We start from the raw sequence: 24,462 nt of genomic DNA, 5'->3' as shown, positions 1-24,462 counted from the left end.
GGTGAAAAATGAACCAGCGGGAGATGAAAAGGACGGGGGCTAAGGTCAGTGTCCTTACGATTTTCGGGGTTGCGGAAAATATTACTAAGATATATCTTTCGCTAAACCTTACTTCAAAAGAGAAAACGTGATGACCCTGCATCGCACCGAAATCCCTGCCGCAAATCTGCCTATTCGTGTCAAAAACGATCTGGTTTTTCGTCACATCACGGTTAAAAGCAGCGAAACCCTTTCCGGCTGTTTTCAGCGCATCGTTTTAAACGGCGACGAGCTGAAAGGTTTTAATTCCCGTGGCTTTGATGACCACATCAAACTGTTTTTCCCGCCGAATCCGGGTGATGTGATCACGCCGCCGACCGCGACGGAAGAAGGCATTGTGTGGGGCGAAGGGCCGCGTCCGCTGAACCGCGAATACACGCCGCTGCATTTCGATGCGCAGACCAATGAACTGACGCTGGATTTCTATCTTCACGACGGCGGTATCGCCAGTGAATGGGCAACTGGCGCGAAACCGGGCGATAAACTGATCATCGGCGGGCCACGCGGTTCTCTGATTATCCCGACGACCTATAAATGGCAGCTGTATGTCTGTGACGAAACCGGTCTTCCGGCCGTAAAACGCCGTCTGCGTGAGCTGAAACAGGCGGCATCAGACGCGAAAGTGACCGTGCTGGTAAAAGTGAAAGATGTCAGCTGTATCAGCTATCTGTCTGAAGAAAATGATTTCGACATCGAATGGATGGTCAGCGAAGAACAAAACGGTTATCAGGAAAATGACGCGGCAGTTAAAAAGCTGAAAAGCCTGTCCCTGCCGGAAAGCGATTACTACATCTGGGCGACGGGCGAAGGAAAATTCGTTAAAGGCCTGAATGATGACTTCGTCGAAAATCGCGGTCTGGACGCTAATTTAGTCCGTTGTGTCGCGTACTGGCACAATAAGTAACCATGATGAATCATAAACACCGCCGCGAAAGGATGTTCGAAACGGGGGATATCCGCCTGCTGATGCTGCATTTTTTGCAGCAACGTTCCGCTCACGGTTATGAACTGATCAAAGCCATTGAAGAACTCTCTAAAGGCGAATACACGCCGAGCGCCAGTATTATTTATCCGAACCTGACCTTCCTGGAAGAACAGGGTTTGATCACGGCGGATCAGGACGAGGGGGGTAAGAAGCAATATTCGATTACGCCCGAAGGCACGCAATCGCTGGCTGAACAGGAACCATTGTTCGTCGCGGTGACGGAAAAACTGCATTCCCTGGCGATTTTGTCGAATAACCGTAGTATTCCGGAAATGCAGCGCGCGATTAACAACATGCGCATGGCGCTCAATCTGCGTCTGGCAAAAGGGCCGATTGAACAGGAAACGCTGTATAAAATTACCGATGCATTAGACCGCGCGACCAAAGAAATCGAGCGTAGTTAGTTCATTTAATTTAAAAAATCCCCAAAATCTTTCGTGTTGTATCAAGGCGACAACTGAATGAATCCCCGGGAGCTTAGTGAACTAAGTGACCGGGGGGAATGAAGGCAGCCAACGCAGAGACAACACGAAGGATGAAGGGGAGTCTAGCTTTCAGGCCACGGCGTTAGGATCTCATAGCCATCTTTCGTCACTGCAATCATATGTTCCCACTGCGCGGACAAAGAGTGATCTTTGGTCACCACCGTCCAGCCATCGGGCAGCACTTTATTTTGCTTTTTACCGGCGTTCAGCATTGGTTCGATGGTGAATAACATGCCTTCCTGCAGGACCAGTCCGCGGCCTTTCTCGCCGTAATGCAGCACCTGCGGATCTTCGTGGTAGCCCATGCCGATACCGTGACCGCAATATTCTTCCACAATGGAAAACCCTTCGCGTTTCGCAACAGCAGCAATGGCATGACCGACGTCACCGAGCGTTGCGCCGGGACGCACCACTTCAATACCGGCCATCATCGCTTCAAAGGTGGTATCCACCAGACGACGCGCCATAATGCCCGGCTCACCGGCGTAATACATACGGCTGGTGTCGCCGTACCAGCCGTCTTTGATCAGCGCCACGTCGATGTTCACGATGTCGCCTTTCTTCAGGGCTTTATCGGAAGGAATACCGTGGCAAATCACATGGTTGACGGAGGTGCAGGTGGTTTTCTGGTAGCCGTGATAACCGATATTGGCCGGGATAGCCTGCAATTCGTTGACGATAAAATCGTGACAGATGCGGTCCAGTTCATTGGTTGTGACGCCCGGCACTACGTAAGGCGTGATCATATGCAGCACGCGTGCCGCCAGTTTACCGGCGATACGGGCTTTATCGATGCCTTCCGGCGTTTTGACCATACGGTTATTGTTGACGAAATATCGGCTGTCTAAACCATTATTCATTACTTGCTTTCCTGTGTGTGCCGCCGACGTTTAACAGCGTGCGAATACTTCCGGTATTTTCTTCAGATTCCAGGCTACAACGCACCAGCAATTGCGAAATCTCACTGTGCGTCATGTCCGGATGCGTCTCCATCAGCATGCCGATTTTCATCCAGTGTTCGGCCTGCGCGTTGATGGAACGCGTGTACGCCAGACTGGCGATACGCAGATTCTCATGCATCAGTTCTGAAATTTTGATGATACCCATCGGGCGTCCTCAGTAGTATACGAATCATATATGTTTTATATACTACGTGTAATGAACCCTAAACTCAACCGGTGCATCTCATGACACCTTTTCGCGACTGGCGTATATTATGTTGAGTTTTCAATTCTTTATCCCAAATTATATATTCAAAAGGTTCACATGAAATTTACAAGTAAGTTACTCATTGGCCTGGTGTGCATTTTGTCACTGGCGGGCTGCTCGCGGACTGAATCGGTATTAACGCCACACACCACCATTACGACGCACAATTCTGAAGACCAGATTAAAACCGCGATCATGAGCGCGGGATTAAACCGTGGATGGATCATGACAGATGGCGGACCGGGCGTGATTAATGGCCGTCTGAACAACCGTGATCACGTGGCGAATATCCGCGTCAATTACACACAAAACAGCTACACCATTAATTATGTGAGCAGTACGAATCTGATGGCGGAAAAGGGTGAAATCCACCGCGGCTATAACCACTGGGTGAATAATCTCGATAACGATATTCAGATCCGTCTGGCTTCCGGCGCTGCGAAATAACGTTTTCAGAATTGATAAAAACAAAACGCCCCCGCTGAACAGACGGGGGCGTTTTAGCTACAGGGTCGGGTTTAATGACGCTTACTGACTGGAGGTATCTTTTTTCATCGCGTCTTTCGACATGTTGTCTTTAGACATTGAGTCTTTAGACATTGAGTCTTTGGACATGGAGTCTTTAGACATGCTGTCTTTCTTCATATGATCTTTGGACATGCAGTCTTTGCCCATACTGTCTTTCGCCATGGAATCTTTGCCCATGCTGTCCTTTTTCATGCAGTCATGGCCCATGGTATCTTTCTTCGCCATGGCGTCAGCAGCATAGGTGGTGCTCACAGCGCCCATCATCAGACAAGCAGACATCATCATTACGGTTAACTTTTTCATGGTAATTCCTTCTTTTAGGTTTTGAGATACAAAGGTTGTTGTGGACAGTGTTGATCCCTATGGATCATGTTCAGCTTCCGCCGAACCAGTTGTAGCCCTGATCTTCCCAGTAGCCACCGGTGAACTTGTTGGTTATTTCAATCACTTCGATATGTTTTGGATTCTTGTAACCGAGTTTGGTCGGCATTCTCAGCTTCATCGGGAAACCGTATTTGCGCGGCAAAATCTGGCCGTCATAGGTCAGCGCCAGCAGGGTTTGCGGGTGCAGCGCCGTCGCCATATCAATGCTGGTGTAATACTCGTCGGCGCATTTAAAGCTGACGTATTCCGCGGTGAGATCGGCCCCGATCAGGCGCAAAAAATCACCAAACGGCACGCCGCCCCATTTGCCGATCGCGCTCCAGCCTTCGACGCAAATGTGTCGTGTGACCTGGCTGACCTGCGCCATTTTGTATAATGTCGGCAAGGACCATTCGCGTTTATCCAGCGCCAGACCGGCGATTTTCAGACGATAAGCCGTACCGTCGACTTCCGGTGCGTCGTCTTCGGCGTAAAAGGCGTTAAACGGAAACGGACGTGTCATCATCGATTCTGGATATACCGGCGCCAGTCGAGTTGAACCAAACAGCCAGCCCTGTACGCGGTCGTTAAAGCCGGAGATTTTACCCAGTGCGCTTTCCACACTGGCGTTATCGCTGATGTCGCAGCCGGTCAGCATCGCAACACCGCCGAGCGTCAGCCCGCGCTGTAAAAACAGGCGGCGGGAGGGCACATCCAGTTCGCGGATAATCTGCTTTTTCGCTTCCTGTAAAATCGCTTCACTGTCGGAAGGACTGAACATCTGGCTGATGGTTTTTTTAACTATGTTTTTCATCGGTTTTCCTTAACGTCCGCGCAGCATGGCAATCAGGGTTTTCGGCACCAGCGCCACCATCACGATATGCAGCACGACAAATCCCACCAGCGACGCCATCGCCAGAAAATGCACGTAACGCGCGGTATCAAAGCCGCCCATCAGTTCGCGCAGCAGTGGGAATTGCACGGATTTCCACACCACCAGCCCGGAAAGGACCAGCACGATGCCGTCGAACATCACGAATACATACGCCGCGCGCTGCACCATGTTGTAGTGACGCAAATCATCGTGTTTCAGCTTGCCGCGCAGGGCAGCCAGTAAATCGTTGAAGATGCCGCGCGGTGTCAGCGGCCAGAATTTCTCTTTCATCCGGCCGGTAAAAATGTTCATCAGCAGATAAAACAGGCCGTTAACGCCGAATAACCACATGCCAGCGAAATGCCACTGAATGCCGCCACCCAGCCAGTCACCGAGTGTGATGGCCCGGGGAAAAATAAAATCAAACAGCGGGGAGGCGTTATAAATTTGCCAGCCGCTGGTCACCATAATCAGCACCGCCAGCGCATTCAGCCAGTGGGTCAGACGCAGCCATAAAGGATGTACGATGGCTGGTTTTTGTTTTGCCTGATCGGGTAAATCCGTGTGTATTGTCATGATGAAGTCCGGCTGTCCGCCCTGTGATGAAGCGAGTATTGAACAGATTTGTTCCCCGAGACCTCACGCAAAGTTAAATAAAATGTGATAACTCACAGCCGGTTGCTTGTGTAGACTCAAACCATTGGGGAACGCCACGTTTTGGGATGACACATGGATAAGACGAAGAAGATCCTGATAGTTGAAGATGACGGAGATATCGCCGAACTGCTGAGCCTGCATCTGCGCGATGAAGGTTATCAAATCACTCACGCCGCAGACGGCAATCTGGGCGTGGCACATCTGGAAAAGGGCGGCTGGGACGCGCTGATCCTCGACCTGATGCTGCCGGGCGTCGACGGCCTGGAAATCTGCCGCCGTGCCCGCAATATGACGCGTTACACGCCAATCATTATTATCAGCGCACGTTCCAGCGAAGTGCATCGCGTGCTCGGGCTGGAGCTGGGTGCGGACGATTATCTGGCGAAACCTTTCTCGATGCTGGAACTGGTGGCGCGGGTGAAGGCGCTTTTCCGGCGGCAGGAAGCGATGAGCCGGAATATGAAAATGGACGCCGGTACCCTGAGTTTTTCCGGGCTGGCGATCGACCCGATTGCGCGCGAAGTTATGCTGAATCAGCAGTCCGTTGAGCTGACGCCGCGCGAGTTTGATCTGCTGTATTTCTTTGCCAAAAATCCCGGCAAAGTGTTCTCGCGCCTCAGCCTGCTAAATCAGGTCTGGGGGTACGAACACGAAGGGTATGAGCATACGGTGAACACCCATATCAACCGGCTGCGCATCAAGATAGAAGCCAATCCGGCTGAGCCGGAACGTATTCTGACCGTGTGGGGAAAAGGCTATAAATTCGTGTCTTCCGCTGAAGACGCGCAAGGGTAAATCATGAAAAATCTCACGCTGGCGCAAAGACTGACTCTGGTATTTATGGTGCTGCTGATCGCCTGCTGTGCGCTTTCCGGCTATATGCAGGTGCGTTCCAGCAATCAGTACAGCCAGTCGGTGATCCAGCGGCTGTCGGCCAATCTGGCGACGCAGATTGCCGCCAATAATCCGCTGCTCAGCGAGGGCAACTGGGATCCTAAAGTGGTCCATACCCTGTTTGACCAGCTGATGGCGGTGAATCCGAGCGTTGAGGTCTATCTGCTGGATAAAGAAGGCAACATCGTCGGCAATGCGGCTCCGGCCGGCAGGTTGCAACAAAAACGCATCGATCTGGCGCCGGTTAACGCGCTGCTGCATGGCGCAAAAATGCCGGTGTATGGCGATAATCCGCGGGATCCGCAGACTCCGCAGGTCTTCAGCGCGGCGCCGTTGCAGGTTAACGGCCAGATAGAGGGCTACGTGTATATCGTTTTGCTCGGCGATGCCTACACCACGCTGACCAGCGACGCGCAATATCAGTCAGCCATCGCGCTGGCGTTACGTTCTATGGGGCTTGTGGCGTTGTTCGGCCTGCTGGCCGGTGCGCTGGCGTTTCGCTGGGTAACGCGTCCGGTGCGTAAACTGACCGAACAGATTGCCCGGCTGGATACGGGCGGAATGGAAGCGATTCAGGCGCTGGCGAAAACCAATGTGCCGGAAGGCTCCGCCCGTGATGAAGTCACGCTGCTGCAACAGGCGTTCATCGCGCTGGCAAAACGCATCGATCAGCAGTGGCAAAGCCTGATGGTGCAGGATCAGCAACGGCGGGAGTTCATCGCCAATATTTCCCACGATCTGCGCACACCGCTGACGTCGCTGCACGGCTATCTGGAAACCTTGTCGGTGAAATCTGACAACCTGAGTAACGAAGACCGCCAGCGCTATCTGAATATCGCCCTGACGCAGAGTAAAAAAGTCGGTCGGCTGGCGCAGGAATTATTCGAACTGGCGCGCCTCGAATATGGCGTGGTGAAACCGCAGAAAGAATCTTTCTCGCTGAGTGAATTAGTGCAGGATGTTTTCCAGAAATTCGAACTGGCGACAGAAACCCGCGGGCAAAAATTACTGGCGGATATCACACCGGGTATTCCGCTGGTGAATGCCGATCTCGGCATGATTGAGCGGGTGCTTACCAACCTGCTGGATAACGCCATCCGCTTCACGCCGGAAGGCGGCACGATAGAAATCAAACTGTGGCCGCACGCAGGGCAGGTGATGGTGCAGCTGAAAGACAGCGGGCCGGGCATCGCGCCGGAGCTGAAAGATAATCTGTTTGTTCGTCCGTCGATTCTCAGTACCAACAAACACCGCGCAGGCGGCCTGGGGCTGATGATCGTGCGGCGCATTCTGCAACTGCACGGCAGCGACATCAAACTCATCGAACAGCCAAAGCACGGCGCCTGCTTCCAGTTTTCGGTGCCGCTTTGAATCCTGATTATGTTTTTGTAAAAGCATGAAAGAGTGGACTATAATCTTTCACTCTTCATGCTGACTGGACGACCAGAGACTCAGCCAACCTGATGCAGGGACGACCTTGCGCATTTAGGAACTATCATGGCCTGGTTTTATCTGTTTCTCGCTGGCATTTTCGAAGTGGTCTGGTCGACCGCAATGAAAGAATCCCACGGTTTCACCCGCCTTATTCCCAGTATCCTCACGATTTTCTTCATGATCCTCAGCGTGATTTTGCTGGCGATTTCGATGAAAACCCTGCCGCTCGGCACGTCCTACACCGTCTGGGTCGGTATCGGCGCCATCGGTGCTTTTATTCTCGGCGTGGTGATGTTTGGCGAAAGCCTCAACCCGCTGCGCGTGATCGCCGTGCTGCTGATTTTCTCTGGCGTGGTTCTGCTAAAATTAGCTACGAAAGCCTAAAGAAAGTCCCTCACTCCCCGGAGCATGACTATGAAAATCACCGTTGAGACCCACATCAGTGCGACGCCTGAAAAAGCCTGGAATGCGTATACCACCCCGAAAGATATTATGAAGTGGAACACGGCATCTGATGACTGGCACACCACAAAAGCGACGGTGGATTTGCGTCCGGGTGGGAAATTCACTTCTCGTATGGAGGCCAAAGACGGCAGTTTCGGATTTGATTTTGCAGGCGTTTATACCCGTATCGTGCCCTGTGAAGTCATCGAATATACCTTCGGTGAACGTACAGGCGTAGTGAAATTCACAGCTGATGAAACGGGAGTGACCGTGCATGTGACGTTTGATGCAGAAACCGAAAATCCGGTGGAGCAACAACAACAGGGCTGGCAGGCGATCCTGAATAATTTTGCCCGGTATGTTGAGGCGAATTAAAACCATTGCATAACCTGATAAGACAAAAACAAAAAGCCGCTTTGTAACATGAGCGGCTTTCTCGATTTTATCAGCGGAGTTTTTGCTCTCACGCAGGGGGACTTGTGATTATTGCTCAGATCTCAGATATTCATGCCGCACCCGAAAATGACAATTTAACCCGGCTTGAGTGCGCATTAGCCTGGCTGGATTCGGTTAAACCCGATGTACTGGTCATCACCGGCGACCTGACAGATAACGACTGGCGGGATGGATATACAAAGATATCGGCCTGCCTGAATTCAAGAACTTATCCAAAATTCATTCTGCCGGGAAATTCTGACAACCGCCGTGTAATGCGCTCTGTATTGCACAACGACCTGAATGCAGATGGAGAAGGCGACCAGGCCATGCATTTTGTGGCTGATATGGGTGAGATAAGACTTATCGGATTGGACGCGACGATCCCCGGAGCTTCTGCCGCAAGTGCAGGGGAACACATCCCCTGGTTAGAGAAAGCATTGTCTGCGAAAGGGAATACGGCGTCGATGCTGTTTATGCACCATCACGTTTTCCCGAGTGGTATTCCCCCTCTGGACGATATCATGTGTGGTGATGCGCAGAAGCTTGGCGCTTTTTTACGGCAAAACCCGCAACGGCCTCTGGCGATTGCGACGGGCCACGTTCATCGGCCCGTTGCCGGAACATTAGCAGGAATACCCGCATACATCTGCGGGTCGATCTGTCCTGCAAATCCGCTGTGGTTTGGCACGGTTTCGGTGCCGCCTGCGAACGATCCACCCGCACTGATGGTTCACCGTTTTATTGACGGTTCCGTGGTCAGTCATCATGTTTCACTCTGACTCATGCTTTATTCGTAGGTCTGAACAAAAGCCGAAGGGTTAAAACCGTTCCCCTTCCAGCGTCGAATCGCACAGCGCAAAGATTTCGCCCCAGTCTTCGCCGGACGCCAACAGTTGCTGAATGTGCAGCGCGACATCGCTGCGGCGCACGCGGCCGTGGGCTTCGGTTTGGATCAAATGTGCTTTGCCTGTTGCATCGCCATTCATCAGGCCGCCGGGGCGTAAAATGCACCAGTCCAGCGTGCTGGTTTGCAGCCAGCTTTCGGCCAGTGATTTCTCGCGTACTGCCTGCCCGAACGCCTGTTTTGCGCGTGCGGATAATGTCGGCCAGCTGTCGCCGCAGCCAATAGACGTCACCAGCAACATCTGGCGGATACCGGTTTGTTCGGCGGTATCGATGATCAGCCGGTTGGCGGTGTAATCAGAAAGCTTTCCGCCCAGCGTGGAAACGATCTGTGCTTCGCTGCCTGCCATCCCGCAGGCCTGTAAAACGTCGGCGGGATCAAGCGCATCACCCTCAATCACGGTCACACCCAGGGCGCGCAACGTTTGCGCCTGTTCTGCGTTACGGATAAGCGCCACGACCGGACGTTCCTGCGCCGTCAACGCCACCAGTTCAGCACCGACGCCGCTGCCTGCGCCAAAAATCAGCAAAGTATTCAAGGTTGGTTCTCTCTCTCGGCCAGAAGGGCGGGAAGGGCGCGAAATGCATTCAGCTGATCGGTCAGTAATTCCCGATGGCTGTCACGCCCGACGAAGACCTTGAGCATGGCATAACCAGAAGCGTTTAAAAACCAGACACTTACTGTGCTCATTCCCATAAACGGACGTTCCACCAGCGCAATATGCTGACAATGCGTCGCGCGGATATGCCCGCTCATGCCCTGTTTGCCGCGCAGGTTAAAATAACCGTGACGGTGTGTTCCGCTCGGTAACGGGCCGTGAAATTCGAGGATCAGGTCGTCATTATTGACCAGCGTCGTGACATCGCCCCATCCGGTGATGTTGTCCCATATGGCGTCGAATTGCGTCCCGGCAAACAGATAACTTCCCGGCAGGTTCTGAATCACTTCCAGCGATGTGATGCGGTATTCGCGGGCGATATCTTCGACGGTGCCGTCGGGCTGAGTGGCGAGAAAGTCGATCAGGGACTGAAGTTTATCCGTTGGCATGGGTGGTATTCCGTAAAGTCAGTTGTGGGATGAGGGTTTGCAGCGCCTGCAACAGGTTGCTGGCCCAGAAGCGTCCGGAGGGAGTGAGACTAAAGCGCGGACCTTCGGTGTGCATCAGACCGCACTCTTGCCATTGCTGTAACAGCGGTTCGAGCGGGAAAGTATCGGTGATGATACGGCTCAGGTCGTACCGTCCCGCCTCGATGCCGCCCTGTAAATCCAGTCGCCAGCGGTGCTCACCCGTCGCCGCAGCGGTCATCATCATGATGGGTTTTTGTCCGGCGTCCATCTGCTGGTAATACATCTCCAGACTGCGTGCGGTCATATACGATTGCCCGCCGAGATTGCCGCCGGCACCGCTGCCAAAGGCCAGACAATCGGCGCCTTTTTTGATCAGCAAATTGTACAAATTGCGTTCACGCGTGCTGCGCGCCCAGTGGCTGTTGCTTATCTGATGCCAGCCGTCGCGCGCCAGAAAGGCTTCGCCTTCGAGGTAAAAATCACGACGCTGAGTGACATCTGGCAGCGAGACGCGTTTATTTTCCACCGCTTTGCCCAGCGGCGTGGAAGGCAGCAGGTTCAGGGCGTAAAGGTCGACGCCATCAAGCGGTAAATCGCGGACAATCTGCAAATCTTCGTGCCAGCTCTCAGGCGTCTGCTCCGGCAATCCGAACATCAGGTCGCAGACCACCGCTGCGCGGTCACGCTCGCCAAGTTTACGCAAAAACTGTATCGCTTCTTCACGGCTGGCGCGGCGTCCCATACGCTGGCGGACACGGGTATCAAACGTCTGAATGCCGATAGAAAAACGGTTAGCCCCCGCCTCCAGACAGGCGTCAATGCGTTCGTCATCGAAATTAAGGATCCGCCCTTCGACGGTGATTTCGCAATCCGGTGCCAGCGGCAAACGGTGCCGCAGCGTGCTGATGATCCGGTGTAATTGCTTTGCGCTGAGCGCCGTCGGTGTGCCACCGCCAAAATAGACGGCGTGGACGGGAGCGGACTGATGCAGCGGCGAAGGGGCTTCCTGTTCTATTTCCCGAATCAGGTAATCGCAATATTGTTCCGTAGCCTCTGCTTCCAGTTTGTTCTGGTAGAACCCGCAAAATTTACAGTGCGTCGCGCAAAAGGGGATGTGCAGATAGACCAGACGCTTATTGGCAGGAAGCAGGCGCTGACAAAGCGCCTGCCACTGAGCGGGGATCTCCTGCGGCGGAACCGGCTGCTGTGACCGCCAGGGCATTACTGCCCAGCGGTCGGGAAACGGCAGCCCGTCGGCGGCAGCGTAAAAGCACGCGAGGTCTAAGCTCATTGAGTTTGTCTTCTCCTGAAGAAATCATCATTCATTCGCTGGCATTAAACGATAATGATTATCATTCGATCAAACCCAAAACGCATTTGTGATGATCTGTATCAAGGAGTCTTTTCCCAGTGGCGGAAATTTGCATTCGGGCAGCGCCGCTGTACGCGTTCAGGTGCGTCGTGTCTTTACGAAGGGAGGTGAGTGTGATGAAAATCCAAGTCTTTTTCTATTTCGGGCTAAGAACATTTTTTTGACGTGTAGCGCAATAACCCTGAGCCTCCCCGGTATGTCGATCGCTTTTTAATATCCTGTAGAGTGTGTACTCTGGCATAAATTTTATTCTCATTCATCCGGGTCAGTTCCACAATTTCGGATGATGTCACACCGTTCACAACGCAAATTCTTTTTAGAACCGCGTGCCGGGAGGTATTATTTGTTAAATAATTCTCGCAATTGTCATGCTTGTATTTATTATTTTTATAAAACTGTGAAAACACCTTTGAAATTTCAGGCGTGACGCAAAGTTTTTGTTGAAAGCTGCCCGTTTGGCCCATTGTCCATTCACCGGGCTTTATATCAATCGCACCAGCCGTATTCAGAACCAGCAGGGAAAGAAAAACCAGCAGTGCAGGAATTTTTTTACGCATCACTGTTGCTCCTTTGATAATTGTTCCATATGTATGTTTGATGGTTTATATATTCATTGAATGAGTGGCGAGCTAATTCACACCCATAAAACAGAAAATTAAAATATATAGCAAGTGAATTAACCGCCTATTATAGATAATTTGAAATGGTTAAAATATATCACTGAAAGGCACATTTGAGGTTAATACCCTGCACCGCAACTTTCCTCAGGGCGCATGAATAAAGCTGATCTTTTACCGTCGACCTTATCCCGCCTCGGTCGGACGGCAATATCTGTAATTTGCGTGTCGTCGCTGGCGTCGGTCACCAGCACATCTATCGGCGGTAACGCCCCGATAAACTTCCTGATGGCGGCGTAATGCCCTGCAATGCAGGGCATTTCTTCCGAACTATTCAGTCAACGCATTAACCTCCAAGCATTACCTCCGCCCGATGTTCAGTACCGTCATCGGTAAGCGGGATCTTGTCACCGGCAAGCGGCGTGCCGTCCAGTGTGACGCCATATTCTCCGGTACTGCGGCGGACGGTGATCAGATAACGGCTGCTGCCCTGCTGGTAAGTGACGGTGATTTCCGGCCACTCCTGCGGCAGTTTGCTGTGGATCGAAATGGCGTCGCCGTGGCGGGTGATGCCGAGCAAAGATTCGGTGATCAGGCGATACGTCCAGCCTGCGGAGCCGGTGTACCAGCTCCAGCCGCCGCGCCCGCTGTGCGGATCCACCGAGTAAATATCGGCGGAAATCACGTAAGGTTCGGCTTTGTAACGGCTGACCGCCTCCGGCGTCAGGCTGTGATTGATCGGGTTGATCATCGACATCAATTGCCACGCGCGTTCGGTGTTGCCCTGTCTGGCAAAAGCCATTACCGCCCAGATGGCCCCGTGCGTGTATTGCCCGCCATTCTCACGTACTCCCGGCAGATAACCGCGGATATAACCGGGGTTCGGCCCGTTACCATCGAAAGGCGGCGTCAGCAGTTTGATGAGCCCCGCGTCGCTGTCCACCAGATACTTATCCACCGACTGCATGGCGCTGGCAGTACGCTCCGGCGTGCCAGCACCGGAAAGTACCGACCAGCTTTGAGCGATGGCGTCTATCTGGCATTCCGCATTGACATGAGAACCGAGCGTTTCACCGCTGTCGAAATAGCCGCGCAGATACCATTCTCCGTCCCAGGCGTGATCGTTGAGGTTCTGTTTCAGCTGCGCCGACTGTTCGCGGCATAACGTGGCGGTCGCGGCGTCCTGACGGATTTCTGCCAGCTCGCCGTAACGTTGCAGCACGTTATACAGGAAGAAGCCCAGCCAGACGCTTTCCCCGCGCCCGCCCAGACCGACCAGATTCATGCCGTCGTTCCAGTCGCCCGCGCCCATCAGAGGCAGACCGTGTTCACCCATTTTCAGACCATGTTTCAGCGCGCGGATCCCGTGCTGCCACAGGTTTTCGCGGGTACCGCTGACCACCGGTTGCTCGTAGACCGACTCTTCGCCCGGTGCCAGCAGACGTGCCTCGAGATATGGCGCCGTCTCCTCTGCAATCGTGTGATCGCCGGTCACCGCGATGTAATGGCTGATGGCCAGTGGCAGCCACAGATAGTCATCGGAACAGCGGGTGCGCACACCGTTACCGGATGGCGGATGCCACCAGTGCTGGACGTCGCCTTCGATAAATTGCCGTGACGCGCACAGCAGGATCTGTTCGCGCATCCGTTCCGGCGCCGCGTGCGTCAGCGCCAGCGTATCCTGCAACTGATCGCGGAAACCGAACGCACCGCCGGACTGGTAATAGCCGCTGCGGGCGAGGATCCGGCTGGCGAGGGTCTGGTAAATCAGCCAGCCGTTGGTCAGCAGATCGACAGATTTGTCCGGCGTCGTGATCTGAATTTTATCCAGCACCTGATGCCAGTGATGATGAACTCTGTCCAGTTCGGCCTGCGCGGCACCTTCCTGGAAGAACTGATGGATCAGGGCTTCGGCGTCACCGGCGTTTTGCCCGAGGCCGAGGGCAAAGATAAAGGTGCGCTGGTCGCCGTCGATAAGCGTGGTGGCCGACTGCACCGCACCGCAAGGATCGAGCATCGCGCCGGTTTTATCCGAGAGCCGCTGATTTTTCATCGCCGCAGGCGCAGCGGTTGAACCGGTGCGACCGAGGAACTCACGACGATCGCCGCTGATTGAACAGTGTGCGCCGGTCACCGCGAAAAAGGCGGTGCGCGGCGAGCCGTTACTGGTGTAGTGATTGGTCGCCAGCACGCCGCAGCCTTGTGCCACGTGTGCCGCGGAGGTGACGATATGCATGGCAGATTTGGCGCGTAAATCCGCCATCATCCATTCGGCATACCCGGTCACCGACAGCCTGCGTGGCCGCCCTGAGACGTTGGTCAGCGTCAGCATAATCAGTTTTACCGGCGCATGTTCCGCCACTAATACCGTCATCTCACTGCTGATCCCGTGCCCGGTATGTTCGAACACGCTGTAGCCGAAGCCGTGGCGGGTCACATAGCCGCCGTTATCGCGCACCGGTAACGGTGCCGGTGACCAGACGCTGCCGGTCTCCTCATCGCGCAAATAGAAAGCTTCGCCGGAGCTGTCGCTGACCGGATCGTTTTCCCATGGTGTCAGGCGGTATTCGTGGGCATTTTCAAACCAGGTATAGGCCTGCCCGCTTTCTGAAATCACCGAACCGAAACCGGCATTCGCCAGCACGTTTGACCACGGCGCAGGCGTATTCTGGCCTTCGTTGAGCACAATCTGATATTCGCGCCCGTCTGGAGAGAATCCGCCCAGCCCGTTGAAACAGGTCAGATCGCGCGGCAGTGAGGCGACCGGCGCAATATCTGCGGCCGTGCGCACCGGCAGCAACGCAGACGGCGATACGTGCGGCAACTGCATACGCTGATTAAGCTGATCGGCCAGCGATCCGCGCCGGTCGTCGATCACCACCCGCGCCACGCTCATCAGCAGGGTGCGGTCTTCCTGAGTCAGTTGCTCGCCATTGCGGACAAAAATTCCGCCCGGAATATCGGTCTGGCTCGGTCCTGCGCCCGAAGCGACCAGGCTGAGGATCTGATTCTGCAACGCCTGCTGATAGCCGCCGGGGTCGTTGGATAACACCACCAAATCGACTTTCAGTCCTTTCAGCCGCCAGTAGTTATGGGCGCGGACCAGCTGTTTCACCAGCCCGATATTCTCGCTGCTGGTCATGGTCAGCAGGATAACAGGCAGGTCGCCGGAAAGTGATTGTCCCCATAGCCCGGACTGACCTCGACGGTTGGCGATGACGGCTTGTGCATCTCCGCGCATTTCCTGCGTGGCGAAGACAAGTGCTCCGGCCAGACGGTTATAGAGTCCCGCATCGTCTTCGGTGGCATTCAGCTGGCGCAGCACCACCTGACTATGCGACCAGGCGATTTCGAATACCCTGTCAGCAATATGATGGTCACGGTATTTTTCCAGTAGCATCAGGCTTTGCAGACGGGTATCGGAAATGCCATATACCATATCGATAATCACCGGCACGCCGGGTTTAAGAGTGATGCGCTGGCGGATGGACATGACCGGATCCAGCACCGCACCGGCGCTGTTGGTCAGCGGTCCGGCCTGGCGCAACGCCTGCGGGCTGGCCGGGGTATTACCCCGTCCGATAAAGGCCGCGCGGTCAGTTTCAAACGACGTTTCCCGTTCTACGGCGCCGTGAATGGCCATCATATGGAACATCCACGGGCACTGTTCTTCCGGTTCACGCGGTCGGCGGTGACACAAAATCCCTTCCTGCGCTGGCACCAGTTCGGTTTGCACAAACAGATTGCTGAAAGCCGGATGCGCAGTGTCATTGGCGGCAGGTGCCAGCACCACTTCGGCATAGGTGGTGATTTCCAGCTCACGCGGACGACGGCCATGATGCGTAACCGTCATGCGGCGAATTTCGACATCATCTTCCGGTGAGACGACGATGTGAGTCTGCATGGTCAGCGAACCCTGCGTACGTTTAAATTCCGCGCCAAAATCATTGAGCACCGCGTGATAGGTGCCTTTTTGCTTGCCGAGCGGCTGCCAGGTGTTGCTGTACACCGCGCCGGACTGCGGATCGCTGATATAGCAGAAAATCCCGCGGTTATCGCGCGTCGCATCTTCGCGCCAGCGGGTCAGCGTCAGATCTTTCCAGCGGCTGACGCTGCCCCCGGCCTGCGTCACCATCAGGTGATAATTGGTGTTCGACAGCAACTGAATTTCCGGTGAGGCACTGCTGGTGTCGGTAAATTCACGCAGCTCAATGTTCACTTTTTGCAGCGTGTTGTCATGAGATTCAAAGTGACGGCGCGGGCTGTAAAGTTCCACCGCATCCGGCACCCGTTCCTGCAACAGCAGGCGTGCCGACTGGAACGCGGCATTGGCGGCGAAGCGTGCCGTCATCGGCGCGCCGAGCAGCACATTAGCCAGCGCCAGGAAGCCCATCCCCTGATGGTGCGCCATGTAAGAGCGCACCACGATGTAAATCTGCCCACGGATCAGGCGTGACGGGCTGTAATCGAGCGCGTCGTAAAAACCGTATTCCCCGCGCGCACCGCACTGTTCCAGCACGTTGAGATTCTGACAAGCCTGCTGTGGGCGGATCATCAGCGCCATCATGGTGGCATAAGGCGCGACCACCATGTCTTCGCCGAGACCACGTTTCAGGCCGAGGCCCGGCACGCCGAACGCGTGGTACTGATAGTTCTGGTTGAGATCAAACGCCGCATAGGCGGATTCAGAAATCCCCCACGGCACGTTGTTTTCCTTGCCCCAGGCGATTTGCCGGTCAACCGCGGTCTGACACATCTGCACCAGCAACGTATCCGGATAGGCCGGCATCACCAGTTGTGGCATCAGGTATTCAAACATCGACCCGCTCCACGACATCAGCGACGGTTGTTTCTCGATCACGGTAAACAGGCGTCCGAGCGCAAACCAGCTTTTTTGCGGCAGCTGATTGGTGGCGATGGTGACGTAGTTGGTCAGACGAATTTCAGATGGCAGCAGATCGTATTTTCCGCTGTCCATTTTGTGCGCGTCGCAGTTATATCCGACGGTCAGCAGATGGGTGTTTTTATCGTACAGGAAGCGGAAGTCCATGCGCGCATGGTCATTCAGGCGCTGTTCCAGCTCGCCGATAATGTCCAGACGCTGGCGCGCCAGACCGATCGCGCGGGAAAGCGACGGAGCGGAGCGGGCATCCTGCTGCGCCAGCCATTGCAGTGAAGGCAACGGCCCGTTTTGCGCCTCCGGCGACAGTTCAGCGTAAAAATCTGACCACGCCTGCAAACCGGCATCCAGTTGCTGAGCCAGCCGTTGCAGCCAGCTTTCAGCCGTGGCAGCTATCAGCGCACGCATTTCGCGCAGATGCAAAATACCTTGTGCCGCATTTTCGCCAGCCGCCTGTTTCAGACTTTCGCGAAGTTTTGCCAGCAGCGGCGCATCTGCCGGGTTTTCCGCCATATTTAGCGTGTCTTCCAGCCCGCTGAGCCACGCCGGAATATTGACGGCAGGCTGCGATCGCCACAGACGTAAACCGGTGCTCAGCGTCAGTAAATGCCCGGCCAGATTGCCGCTGTCGACGCTGGAAATGTAGCGCGGATTGAGCGGCTCAAGCGTACGCGTGTCGTACCAGTTATATAAGTGACCGCGATAATGTTCGAGTTTATCCAGCGTATCCAGCGTCAGGCTGGTGCGTTCCAGCACTTCGCCCTGCGTGATATAGCCAAAATCCCAGGCGGTGATATTGGCCAGCAGCGACAGCCCGATATTGGTCGGCGAGGTGCGATGCGCTATCACCGGCTGGGGAATTTCCTGGAAATTATCCGGCGGCAGCCAGTTTTCGGTTTCATTGACGAAGACTTCAAAGAAGGACCAGGTCTGACGTGCAGTTTGGCGCAGATAACTCTGTTGTTGTGCATCCAGATCCGGCACTTCGCGGCGCGCGGGCTGACTCAGCCAGCACAGAATACGCGGTGCGATAAACCACAGCAGCCCGAGCGGCACGGCAAAGGCCAGCAGCGAAGGATGGGACTGCGCAGCCAGCAGAATGACAGCCACCCCCGCCAGCGGATTAGCCCACATCCGGCGGTAAAAATACGTCGGCCGGTGTGCATGATTTTTGGCGCTGATATTGACGCTCGCCCACTCATGCAATTTGCGGTGACTGACGTTGAGGCGCCACAGTGTCAGCAAAATCGCCTGCACCGAATACACGGCTTCATGCGGCAGCGTCATCAGGTTGAGCACCACGCGGGAAATCCGGCTGACGGTGGCAGATGCCACGCTTTTCACATGAGGAACCAGCGCGCGACGCGGGCCTTTGTTAAACAGATCCAGCACCAGCGCCACCAGCACCGGGAACAGCAAGATCACGGCAATAAATCCTAACCAGTACAGCTTGTCTGCTACCAGCAGCAGGGCGCTGAAGATAAGGATCAGCAGCGCCGGTGCCACCAGACTACGGCGCAGGTTATCGAACAGTTTCCAGCGCGAAAGCAGGGTCAGCGGATTGCGGCAGCGCGTGCCATCTTCCTGCGTGACATGAATTCCCAGCCAGTTAAGCAGTTGCCAGTCACCGCGGATCCAGCGGGTTTTACGCGCCACATCCGCCAGATAATGATCCGGATATTGCTCGTAAAGCACCACATCGCTGAGCATGCCCGAACGGGCGTAGCAGCCTTCCAGCAGGTCGTGACTGAGTACCAGATTTTCCGGGCAGGTATTGTCCGTCGCGCGGATAAACATATCCACGTCGTAAATCCCTTTGCCAACAAAAGAGCCTTCGCCAAATAAATCCTGATAGATGTCAGAAGACATCGACGAATACGGATCGTTGCCCGGTACACTGCTGCACAAGGCGGCGTAACGCCCCTGACCGTTTTCCGGAATTTCTTCCGCCAGCCGTGGCTGGAGAATGGCGTAACCGGACACCACCCGATGACGCTGTTCGTCATACACCGGATGATTGAGCGGATGCGCCATCGCGGCGACAAGCTGATGCGCGGTTGCCCGTGGCAATACGGTATCGCTGTCGAGCGTAATGACGTATTTCACCTGACGCAGATGCGCCTGCGTACTGCCTTCAGTCAGGGAGAACGGCTCGCCTTCATCGCGCAGCCAGCGGTTAAGTGCATTGAGTTTGCCGCGTTTGCGCTCATACCCCATCCACACGCCCTGCGGAGTATTGAGTTCGCTGTCGCGATGCAACAAGGTAAACAGTGCGCCCTGCGCCGAAGGATAGCGGCGGTTCAGCATCTGAATTTGCTGTGTGGCATACGCCAGCAGGGCATCGTTATCCGCATTATGCTGGCTCTGACTGTCGTGGAAATCACTGAGCAGCGCGAAATTCAGGTTCGGTAACGCGTTGCCGAGATAACACACTTCAAGGCTGCTGATCAGCGCTTCGATATTTTTACGACTGCCGAGCAGGCAGGGGATCACCACCAGTGTGCTGGCAGATGCCGGAATACCACCGGCATATTCGAGGCGCGGCAGCGGTTGCGGCGTCCGGCTGCGGGTGGTGATTTCACTGAGCAGATTGAGCGCGAACTGGCTGGCGACCAGCACCACCGGTAATAGCAAACTCCACCACATCCAGTGCATGGCCGGGTGCGCTGAGCGGTAAAGTGCATCGGCAGTGACGGCAGTGGTCAGCAATAACAGACTGCCCAGCCACGAGAGCAGCGGCGTCTGACTGAGACGGCCGCGCAGGCGGGTCACGCAGGGGTATCGCACCTGCAAGTCTTTCTCAAGCGCCTTGCGACCGGCGTCGATCAGGTAATAACCTACATGGCGCTGCCGGTCGTCATCCACGCTCTGCTGTGCCAATGCAATAGCCCGGCTGGCGACAAAAGCTTCGTCGTGGCGGGAGTTCCGTGAAAGGCGTTCTATCTGATGACGGTAATTGTCGCGGGTATCGAAGTGCATCGAGGCGTAAACCCCGGCGGGATCTTCATGGAGAATTTTCTCCACCACGCTGAGATTTTCGGCGAAATCCGCCCAGTCCATTTCAGTCAGCTGGCGTAATCCCATAATACTGTTGCTGACGGAAAGCTGGTTGGCCGCCAGCTGCTGGTTAAATTTGTCGATCACTTCGCGCTGGGTCAGGCCGACTTCGCTCAGACGCTGTTCCACCCAGGTCAGCGGCAGCGCCAGTATTGAACCGTGGCCCTGCAAACGGCGAACCAGTTCGGCAACAAACGCGCTGGTACGTGGCGGATTGCTGCGCGCCATATCGGCAATCACGATGATCTGACTGGCCGGATCGTTCTCGGCGCTGTCCTGCAATTTGGTGACCCAAAAATCGGCCAGATTGCGCTCCTGCTGGGCATTCGCCACTTCGATACTGACACGGCGCAGGTTCTCAATCAGTGCCAGGCGCAGCATCCCCGGAAACGCCCACAGCTCGCCGAGCGTCAGCGGTCGTACACTCTGATAAGTAGAGAGAAAACGGGTCAGCGTGGTGATATCCCACAGGCCGTCGCTGTGACTGACGACTTCGGTGGCGATGTCATAAATGCGCGGACAAAAATGCGGTGCGCCCAGTGATGGCAGACCTTTGCCGAAGTTTTTCGGCAGCAGCTGACGCACGACGCGGATCTGTTCTTCTATCAGATAAAAATTGTCGAGCAGCCATTCACCGGCGGGGGTGATACTGGCTTTCTCGCCACTGCTGAGGATCAGACAACTGCGGGTCAGTACTTTTTCGTTATCGTCTAGACGTTTAAGCAGGTAATAAGGCAGTTTTTTACCGGAAAGCTTATGAGACAGAGCCAGCTTTCCGCCAAATCTTTCCATCTGATCCGCAGAGAAAAGCTCGGCGCGGATGGGGGCAGAATTTTCCAGCGCGCTGGCCCGTTGACGTCGGGTAATGACCGGTGCAGGAGGTGCTCGTTTACTTTTAAACCAGTTAATCACAGCATTTTTCACGTCGACATACCTTACGTGGACCCGAAAAGGCAGTTGCCTGGGCTGCGATAAGAGTTCACATGAAGAGAGTAATGGGCAGAGGGCAGGGAGGCAGTTCGGATTTGTCGCCGGGCGGGCGTCTCCCCTGAGCTTAGTCTCTTTTGAGGAAGTGAGTGGGTTTAGTTTGCAAAGTTGCTTACGTTTCAGTGCAGATCACAGCAAAATTAATGGGGATCGTGAAACAGCGCTGAATTTCGTTGTCTTTGTTTTCTCAAGAGTTGTGTTTATCAGCTACACTTCGGGAACCCCTACAGCGCCATGTAAAAGAGCGCAAGATAACGAGAAAACATCATGATCATTTCTGCATCAACGGACTACCGCGCTGCGGCAAAAAGTAAACTGCCGCCATTTTTGTTTCATTACATCGACGGCGGCGCTTACAACGAACATACGCTTCGCCGCAATACCGCCGATCTGGCCGATATCGCTCTGCGCCAGCGCATCCTAAAAAATATGTCCGACCTGAGCCTCGAAACTGAGCTGTTCGGCGAAAAACTGGCGATGCCGGTGATACTGGCACCTGTCGGCCTGACCGGTATGTATGCCCGTCGTGGTGAAGTTCAGGCTGCTCGTGCCGCAGCGAAAAAAGGCATTCCCTTCACGCTTTCCACCGTTTCTGTTTGCCCGATTGAAGAAGTCGCACCGGCCATCGACCGCCCGATGTGGTTCCAGCTTTACGTGCTTAAAGATCGCGGATTCATGCGCAATGCGCTGGAACGCGCACAGGCAGCGGGCGTAAAAACGCTGGTTTTTACCGTGGATATGCCGGTGCCGGGCGCACGTTATCGCGACGCGCATTCCGGCATGAGCGGCCCGAATGCGGCGGCGCGTCGTATGCTACAGGCGGTGATGCATCCGCAATGGGCGTGGGATGTCGGTCTTAACGGCAAGCCGCATGATCTCGGGAATGTCTCGGCCTATCGTGGTAAACCGACCACGCTGGAAGATTATATCGGCTGGCTCGGGACCAACTTCGACCCGTCGATTTCATGGAAAGATTTAGAGTGGATCCGCGAATTCTGGAAAGGCCCGATGATTATTAAAGGCATTCTGGATCCGGAAGACGCGAAAGATGCTGTCAAATTTGGAGCCGACGGCATCGTGGTTTCTAACCACGGTGGCCGCCAGCTCGATGGTGTGCTCTCTACCGCCCATGCACTGCCTGCCATCGCGGACGCGGTGAAAGGCGACATCACCATTCTTGCCGATTCCGGTATCCGCACCGGCCTGGACGTAGTGCGCATGATTGCGCTCGGTGCAGACAGCGTGTTGCTGGGCAGGGCGTTTGTGTATGCACTGGCGGCAGGCGGTGAAGCAGGTGTTATTAATCTGCTGAACCTGATCGAAAAAGAAATGCGGGTGGCGATGACGTTAACCGGCGCGAAAACCATTGCTGAAATAAGCGGGGAATCGCTGGTGTACGGGCGGGATCAGGTACATCGCTCGACGTTGTAAAAAACTTTCCGGCGGCAGGCATAAAACACGCCGCCGGTCAGCCATGTTAACCAATATTCACCGTGCCACTTCCGATAACCACACCGCCGCAATCGATGCTGTCACCGGTTCTGGCAGCAGGTATGTCATCAATAAATACAGCCGCAGACCCGCTGGCAATTTTACGCGGGTGAGCCGGATGTTCAGGTTTACTGTGCGGCGTCAGCGGATCCCCTAATCGTGCAGCCGGAAGCCCGTCGAAAAATACCGAAGGAGAACCGGAGGTAATGAGCGTAACCGGATATCCGTCATGCTGTGACCCCTGGTCACTGACTTTTGCGGCTATTGGCATCTTTAAATTCCTTTTAAATGACGGGAACGAATTCCCCATTGATCTGAGAGAACATCGGGGCGAAATAGCCTAGAAATTTTTCACGTTCTTCATCTATGTAATAATACGTTAAAGGAGAAAAGGTTGGTTTGGATTTATTGAATAATTGCACAATGCGCCCTTTATTCATAACTCTGACTTCATAATCATCCCAATTAATCGGTTCAATTCTGGCTTTGCCTTGTTCTAACTTTTCTTCAGGATACTGTGATAATAATATTTCATCCTCACTTTCTCCTGTAGTGTAAGACCATGCTTTCAAAGCTACGTGGTCATATTCTTTTAATTTTTTTCGATCTTTGCTGTTTATAATTTCAGCCATTAGCGTATATGCAGCGCGCAACTTATTTAATTGTTCAGTTTTATTGTTGTAGGGTGTTGAATTTACCCACCCCCACTCCTGAACTCCATGAATATTCACCTGTTGAGAAAATTCATAAAGTTTCATTTTTTTAGGGAAGTAAAATTTATTGAAAAAATTGCTATCAATATGACCTTCCTGAATGTTTTCAGCTAGAATTTCCTTGCCGGTAATAAGTTCGCCTTTATCATTTTTTCCAACAGGAACGCCATTTTTATTTATAGTTACGTCTATTGAAGTAATTATTTTTTTCGTTTCCCCATCAAAATTAACCAAATCCAGTTTGCATCCTGCATCTTTAGAGAATACACTTCTTTCCTTTTCAGTTAAATTATCCTTTGAAAACCAATTAAGAGCACCAATCTCTAAGCTGATAGTATTGCTTCCGTTTTCTAAAAATAATAATGAATTTGTGCTTGATATACCACCGCCACGACCAGAGAAAGCTGGCTTTCTGTTATCCATGCCTAAAACTTCATTTGTTTTAATACTGCAAAATGAATTTTTTATATTGAATAAACTTCGAATTTTTAAATTTATAGAATTTGCATGCACAGTTGTTACCATACCGACTCCTAAAAAGACTAATAACGTTATCAATGTTGATTTTTTCATAATTTTACTCTTTGTTGAAACCTCAAAATATCCGACATTTGTGCTTATCTTCCCCTGTTCGGATTAGAACCCATAGCCCATGGTTCATGGTCGACAGCAGTTGATATTATCGGTTTGCCCATGATCCTTTCCTTACCATACAGATTTATCCGCAATGGCGAATTTACGGCGCTAAGAGAATCAGCCAGTTGCCATTCATTCTTAATATTTTCTTCTATTTTTTTTCCATCACTTCGGTCAACTTCTCCATACTTAACTTCAGCCATAAACTCAAACCTCCCCTTAATTCCATCATGAAATGCTGCCAGATCTAACCCATCATCATGTTGATCCAGCTCGAAACCTGCGGCGGTTTGAGATTGATCCTTCGGCACCTAAGGTTATTTCGGCAAAGAACACTTCAGCTTCAAAGGCGGCGCTTACAACACCT

The 24,462-nt window shown here is 53.7% G+C and carries 23 protein-coding genes; 10 read left to right on the top strand and 13 right to left on the bottom strand.

The window, feature by feature from the left end; all coding sequences use genetic code 11:
• Positions 1-130: 130 nt before the first annotated feature.
• Positions 131-943 (top strand): siderophore-interacting protein, encoded by an 813-nt coding sequence (locus tag D6C13_RS19810; protein WP_120134387.1) that lies wholly within the window; start codon positions 131-133, stop codon positions 941-943.
• A gap of 2 nt (positions 944-945) precedes the next feature.
• Positions 946-1,428, top strand: coding sequence for a PadR family transcriptional regulator (locus D6C13_RS19805; RefSeq protein WP_244212728.1), 483 nt, complete (start codon positions 946-948; stop codon positions 1,426-1,428).
• Between the two features lie 143 nt (positions 1,429-1,571).
• Here the strand turns inward: D6C13_RS19805 and map are convergent, their stop codons facing one another.
• Together map and D6C13_RS19795 are read right to left on the bottom strand one after the other, a co-directional pair.
• A complete protein-coding gene (gene map, locus D6C13_RS19800; protein ID WP_425272729.1) occupies positions 1,572-2,324 on the bottom strand; it encodes a type I methionyl aminopeptidase in 753 nt (250 codons plus the stop codon).
• Between the two features lie 37 nt (positions 2,325-2,361).
• The gene (locus D6C13_RS19795) at positions 2,362-2,616 is read right to left on the bottom strand and encodes a ParD-like family protein (RefSeq protein ID WP_120134385.1); all 255 of its coding nucleotides are present in this window, start codon (positions 2,614-2,616) and stop codon (positions 2,362-2,364) included.
• A 159-nt stretch (positions 2,617-2,775) separates the two neighbouring features.
• On the opposite strand from D6C13_RS19795, the gene D6C13_RS19790 reads away from it, so the two are divergent.
• Complete coding sequence (locus D6C13_RS19790) at positions 2,776-3,165, top strand: hypothetical protein (protein WP_120134384.1); 390 nt, start codon at positions 2,776-2,778, stop codon at positions 3,163-3,165.
• Between the two features lie 81 nt (positions 3,166-3,246).
• Here the strand turns inward: D6C13_RS19790 and D6C13_RS19785 are convergent, their stop codons facing one another.
• The 3 genes from D6C13_RS19785 to D6C13_RS19775 all read right to left on the bottom strand — a co-directional run bounded on the left by D6C13_RS19785 (position 3,247) and on the right by D6C13_RS19775 (position 5,059).
• Positions 3,247-3,549, bottom strand: coding sequence for a pentapeptide MXKDX repeat protein (locus D6C13_RS19785; RefSeq protein WP_120134383.1), 303 nt, complete (start codon positions 3,547-3,549; stop codon positions 3,247-3,249).
• 70 nt (positions 3,550-3,619) lie between these two features.
• Complete coding sequence (locus D6C13_RS19780; RefSeq protein WP_120134382.1) at positions 3,620-4,423, bottom strand: molybdopterin-dependent oxidoreductase; 804 nt, start codon at positions 4,421-4,423, stop codon at positions 3,620-3,622.
• Between the two features lie 9 nt (positions 4,424-4,432).
• A complete protein-coding gene (locus D6C13_RS19775) occupies positions 4,433-5,059 on the bottom strand; it encodes a cytochrome b/b6 domain-containing protein (RefSeq protein WP_120134381.1) in 627 nt (208 codons plus the stop codon).
• 153 nt (positions 5,060-5,212) lie between these two features.
• On the opposite strand from D6C13_RS19775, the gene D6C13_RS19770 reads away from it, so the two are divergent.
• The 5 genes from D6C13_RS19770 to D6C13_RS19750 all read left to right on the top strand — a co-directional run bounded on the left by D6C13_RS19770 (position 5,213) and on the right by D6C13_RS19750 (position 9,129).
• On the top strand, positions 5,213-5,935 hold the full coding sequence (locus D6C13_RS19770) for a response regulator transcription factor (RefSeq protein ID WP_120134380.1): 723 nt from the start codon (positions 5,213-5,215) through the stop codon (positions 5,933-5,935).
• A 3-nt stretch (positions 5,936-5,938) separates the two neighbouring features.
• Positions 5,939-7,405, top strand: coding sequence for a sensor histidine kinase (locus D6C13_RS19765; protein ID WP_120134379.1), 1,467 nt, complete (start codon positions 5,939-5,941; stop codon positions 7,403-7,405).
• Positions 7,406-7,531: 126 nt separating this feature from the next.
• Entirely contained in the window at positions 7,532-7,852 is a 321-nt protein-coding gene (locus tag D6C13_RS19760; protein WP_120134378.1) for a DMT family transporter, read from the top strand.
• A gap of 30 nt (positions 7,853-7,882) precedes the next feature.
• Positions 7,883-8,287 (top strand): SRPBCC domain-containing protein, encoded by a 405-nt coding sequence (locus D6C13_RS19755; RefSeq protein WP_120134377.1) that lies wholly within the window; start codon positions 7,883-7,885, stop codon positions 8,285-8,287.
• Between the two features lie 104 nt (positions 8,288-8,391).
• Positions 8,392-9,129, top strand: coding sequence for a metallophosphoesterase (locus D6C13_RS19750; RefSeq protein ID WP_120134376.1), 738 nt, complete (start codon positions 8,392-8,394; stop codon positions 9,127-9,129).
• A 39-nt stretch (positions 9,130-9,168) separates the two neighbouring features.
• On the opposite strand, the gene D6C13_RS19745 is transcribed toward D6C13_RS19750, so the two are convergent.
• From D6C13_RS19745 to D6C13_RS19730, 4 genes are all read right to left on the bottom strand, one after another.
• The gene (locus D6C13_RS19745; protein ID WP_120134375.1) at positions 9,169-9,792 is read right to left on the bottom strand and encodes an SDR family oxidoreductase; all 624 of its coding nucleotides are present in this window, start codon (positions 9,790-9,792) and stop codon (positions 9,169-9,171) included.
• Entirely contained in the window at positions 9,789-10,301 is a 513-nt protein-coding gene (gene hutX / locus D6C13_RS19740; protein ID WP_120134374.1) for a heme utilization cystosolic carrier protein HutX, read from the bottom strand. Before hutX ends, D6C13_RS19745 begins: the two co-directional genes overlap by 4 nt.
• Complete coding sequence (gene hutW, locus D6C13_RS19735) at positions 10,288-11,613, bottom strand: heme anaerobic degradation radical SAM methyltransferase ChuW/HutW (protein ID WP_120134373.1); 1,326 nt, start codon at positions 11,611-11,613, stop codon at positions 10,288-10,290. Before hutW ends, hutX begins: the two co-directional genes overlap by 14 nt.
• A gap of 227 nt (positions 11,614-11,840) precedes the next feature.
• Positions 11,841-12,251: a hypothetical protein gene (locus tag D6C13_RS19730; protein WP_120134372.1), complete on the bottom strand. Its 411-nt coding sequence runs from the start codon at positions 12,249-12,251 to the stop codon at positions 11,841-11,843.
• 216 nt (positions 12,252-12,467) lie between these two features.
• Between D6C13_RS19730 and D6C13_RS25675 the strand changes: the two genes are divergently transcribed.
• A complete protein-coding gene (locus D6C13_RS25675; protein ID WP_167458054.1) occupies positions 12,468-12,611 on the top strand; it encodes a hypothetical protein in 144 nt (47 codons plus the stop codon).
• Between the two features lie 46 nt (positions 12,612-12,657).
• On the opposite strand, the gene D6C13_RS19720 is transcribed toward D6C13_RS25675, so the two are convergent.
• The gene (locus D6C13_RS19720; protein ID WP_120134370.1) at positions 12,658-21,192 is read right to left on the bottom strand and encodes a glycoside hydrolase family 94 protein; all 8,535 of its coding nucleotides are present in this window, start codon (positions 21,190-21,192) and stop codon (positions 12,658-12,660) included.
• 330 nt (positions 21,193-21,522) lie between these two features.
• Between D6C13_RS19720 and lldD the strand changes: the two genes are divergently transcribed.
• Entirely contained in the window at positions 21,523-22,686 is a 1,164-nt protein-coding gene (gene lldD, locus D6C13_RS19715) for an FMN-dependent L-lactate dehydrogenase LldD (protein ID WP_120134369.1), read from the top strand.
• Between the two features lie 46 nt (positions 22,687-22,732).
• Here lldD and D6C13_RS19710 read toward each other — a convergent pair whose 3' ends face one another.
• From D6C13_RS19710 to D6C13_RS19700, 3 genes are read right to left on the bottom strand one after another with little or no spacing between them, the layout of a single operon-like run.
• Positions 22,733-23,017 (bottom strand): type VI secretion system PAAR protein, encoded by a 285-nt coding sequence (locus tag D6C13_RS19710; protein WP_120134368.1) that lies wholly within the window; start codon positions 23,015-23,017, stop codon positions 22,733-22,735.
• A gap of 13 nt (positions 23,018-23,030) precedes the next feature.
• Complete coding sequence (locus tag D6C13_RS19705) at positions 23,031-24,032, bottom strand: hypothetical protein (protein WP_244212727.1); 1,002 nt, start codon at positions 24,030-24,032, stop codon at positions 23,031-23,033.
• Positions 24,033-24,076: 44 nt separating this feature from the next.
• On the bottom strand, positions 24,077-24,298 hold the full coding sequence (locus D6C13_RS19700; RefSeq protein WP_208642916.1) for a hypothetical protein: 222 nt from the start codon (positions 24,296-24,298) through the stop codon (positions 24,077-24,079).
• Positions 24,299-24,462 lie beyond the last annotated feature (164 nt).

Source organism: Rahnella woolbedingensis, assembly GCF_003602095.1.
Lineage (GTDB): Bacteria > Pseudomonadota > Gammaproteobacteria > Enterobacterales > Enterobacteriaceae > Rahnella > Rahnella woolbedingensis.
This window is presented reverse-complemented; position numbering and strand designations above follow the sequence as displayed.

Coding starts and splice junctions, on each gene's coding strand:
- D6C13_RS19760 (WP_120134378.1), top strand. CDS start 7,532: ATGGCCTGGTTTTATCTGTTTCTCGCTGGCATTTTCGAAGTGGTCTGG.
- D6C13_RS19755 (WP_120134377.1), top strand. CDS start 7,883: ATGAAAATCACCGTTGAGACCCACATCAGTGCGACGCCTGAAAAAGCC.
- D6C13_RS19790 (WP_120134384.1), top strand. CDS start 2,776: ATGAAATTTACAAGTAAGTTACTCATTGGCCTGGTGTGCATTTTGTCA.
- map (WP_425272729.1), bottom strand. CDS start 2,324: ATGGTCAAAACGCCGGAAGGCATCGATAAAGCCCGTATCGCCGGTAAA.
- D6C13_RS19805 (WP_244212728.1), top strand. CDS start 946: ATGATGAATCATAAACACCGCCGCGAAAGGATGTTCGAAACGGGGGAT.
- D6C13_RS19795 (WP_120134385.1), bottom strand. CDS start 2,616: ATGGGTATCATCAAAATTTCAGAACTGATGCATGAGAATCTGCGTATC.
- lldD (WP_120134369.1), top strand. CDS start 21,523: ATGATCATTTCTGCATCAACGGACTACCGCGCTGCGGCAAAAAGTAAA.
- D6C13_RS19700 (WP_208642916.1), bottom strand. CDS start 24,298: ATGGCTGAAGTTAAGTATGGAGAAGTTGACCGAAGTGATGGAAAAAAA.
- D6C13_RS19810 (WP_120134387.1), top strand. CDS start 131: ATGACCCTGCATCGCACCGAAATCCCTGCCGCAAATCTGCCTATTCGT.
- D6C13_RS25675 (WP_167458054.1), top strand. CDS start 12,468: ATGAATAAAGCTGATCTTTTACCGTCGACCTTATCCCGCCTCGGTCGG.
- D6C13_RS19770 (WP_120134380.1), top strand. CDS start 5,213: ATGGATAAGACGAAGAAGATCCTGATAGTTGAAGATGACGGAGATATC.
- D6C13_RS19765 (WP_120134379.1), top strand. CDS start 5,939: ATGAAAAATCTCACGCTGGCGCAAAGACTGACTCTGGTATTTATGGTG.
- D6C13_RS19710 (WP_120134368.1), bottom strand. CDS start 23,017: ATGCCAATAGCCGCAAAAGTCAGTGACCAGGGGTCACAGCATGACGGA.
- hutX (WP_120134374.1), bottom strand. CDS start 10,301: ATGCCAACGGATAAACTTCAGTCCCTGATCGACTTTCTCGCCACTCAG.
- D6C13_RS19730 (WP_120134372.1), bottom strand. CDS start 12,251: ATGCGTAAAAAAATTCCTGCACTGCTGGTTTTTCTTTCCCTGCTGGTT.
- D6C13_RS19775 (WP_120134381.1), bottom strand. CDS start 5,059: ATGACAATACACACGGATTTACCCGATCAGGCAAAACAAAAACCAGCC.
- D6C13_RS19705 (WP_244212727.1), bottom strand. CDS start 24,032: ATGAAAAAATCAACATTGATAACGTTATTAGTCTTTTTAGGAGTCGGT.
- D6C13_RS19780 (WP_120134382.1), bottom strand. CDS start 4,423: ATGAAAAACATAGTTAAAAAAACCATCAGCCAGATGTTCAGTCCTTCC.
- hutW (WP_120134373.1), bottom strand. CDS start 11,613: ATGAGCTTAGACCTCGCGTGCTTTTACGCTGCCGCCGACGGGCTGCCG.
- D6C13_RS19785 (WP_120134383.1), bottom strand. CDS start 3,549: ATGAAAAAGTTAACCGTAATGATGATGTCTGCTTGTCTGATGATGGGC.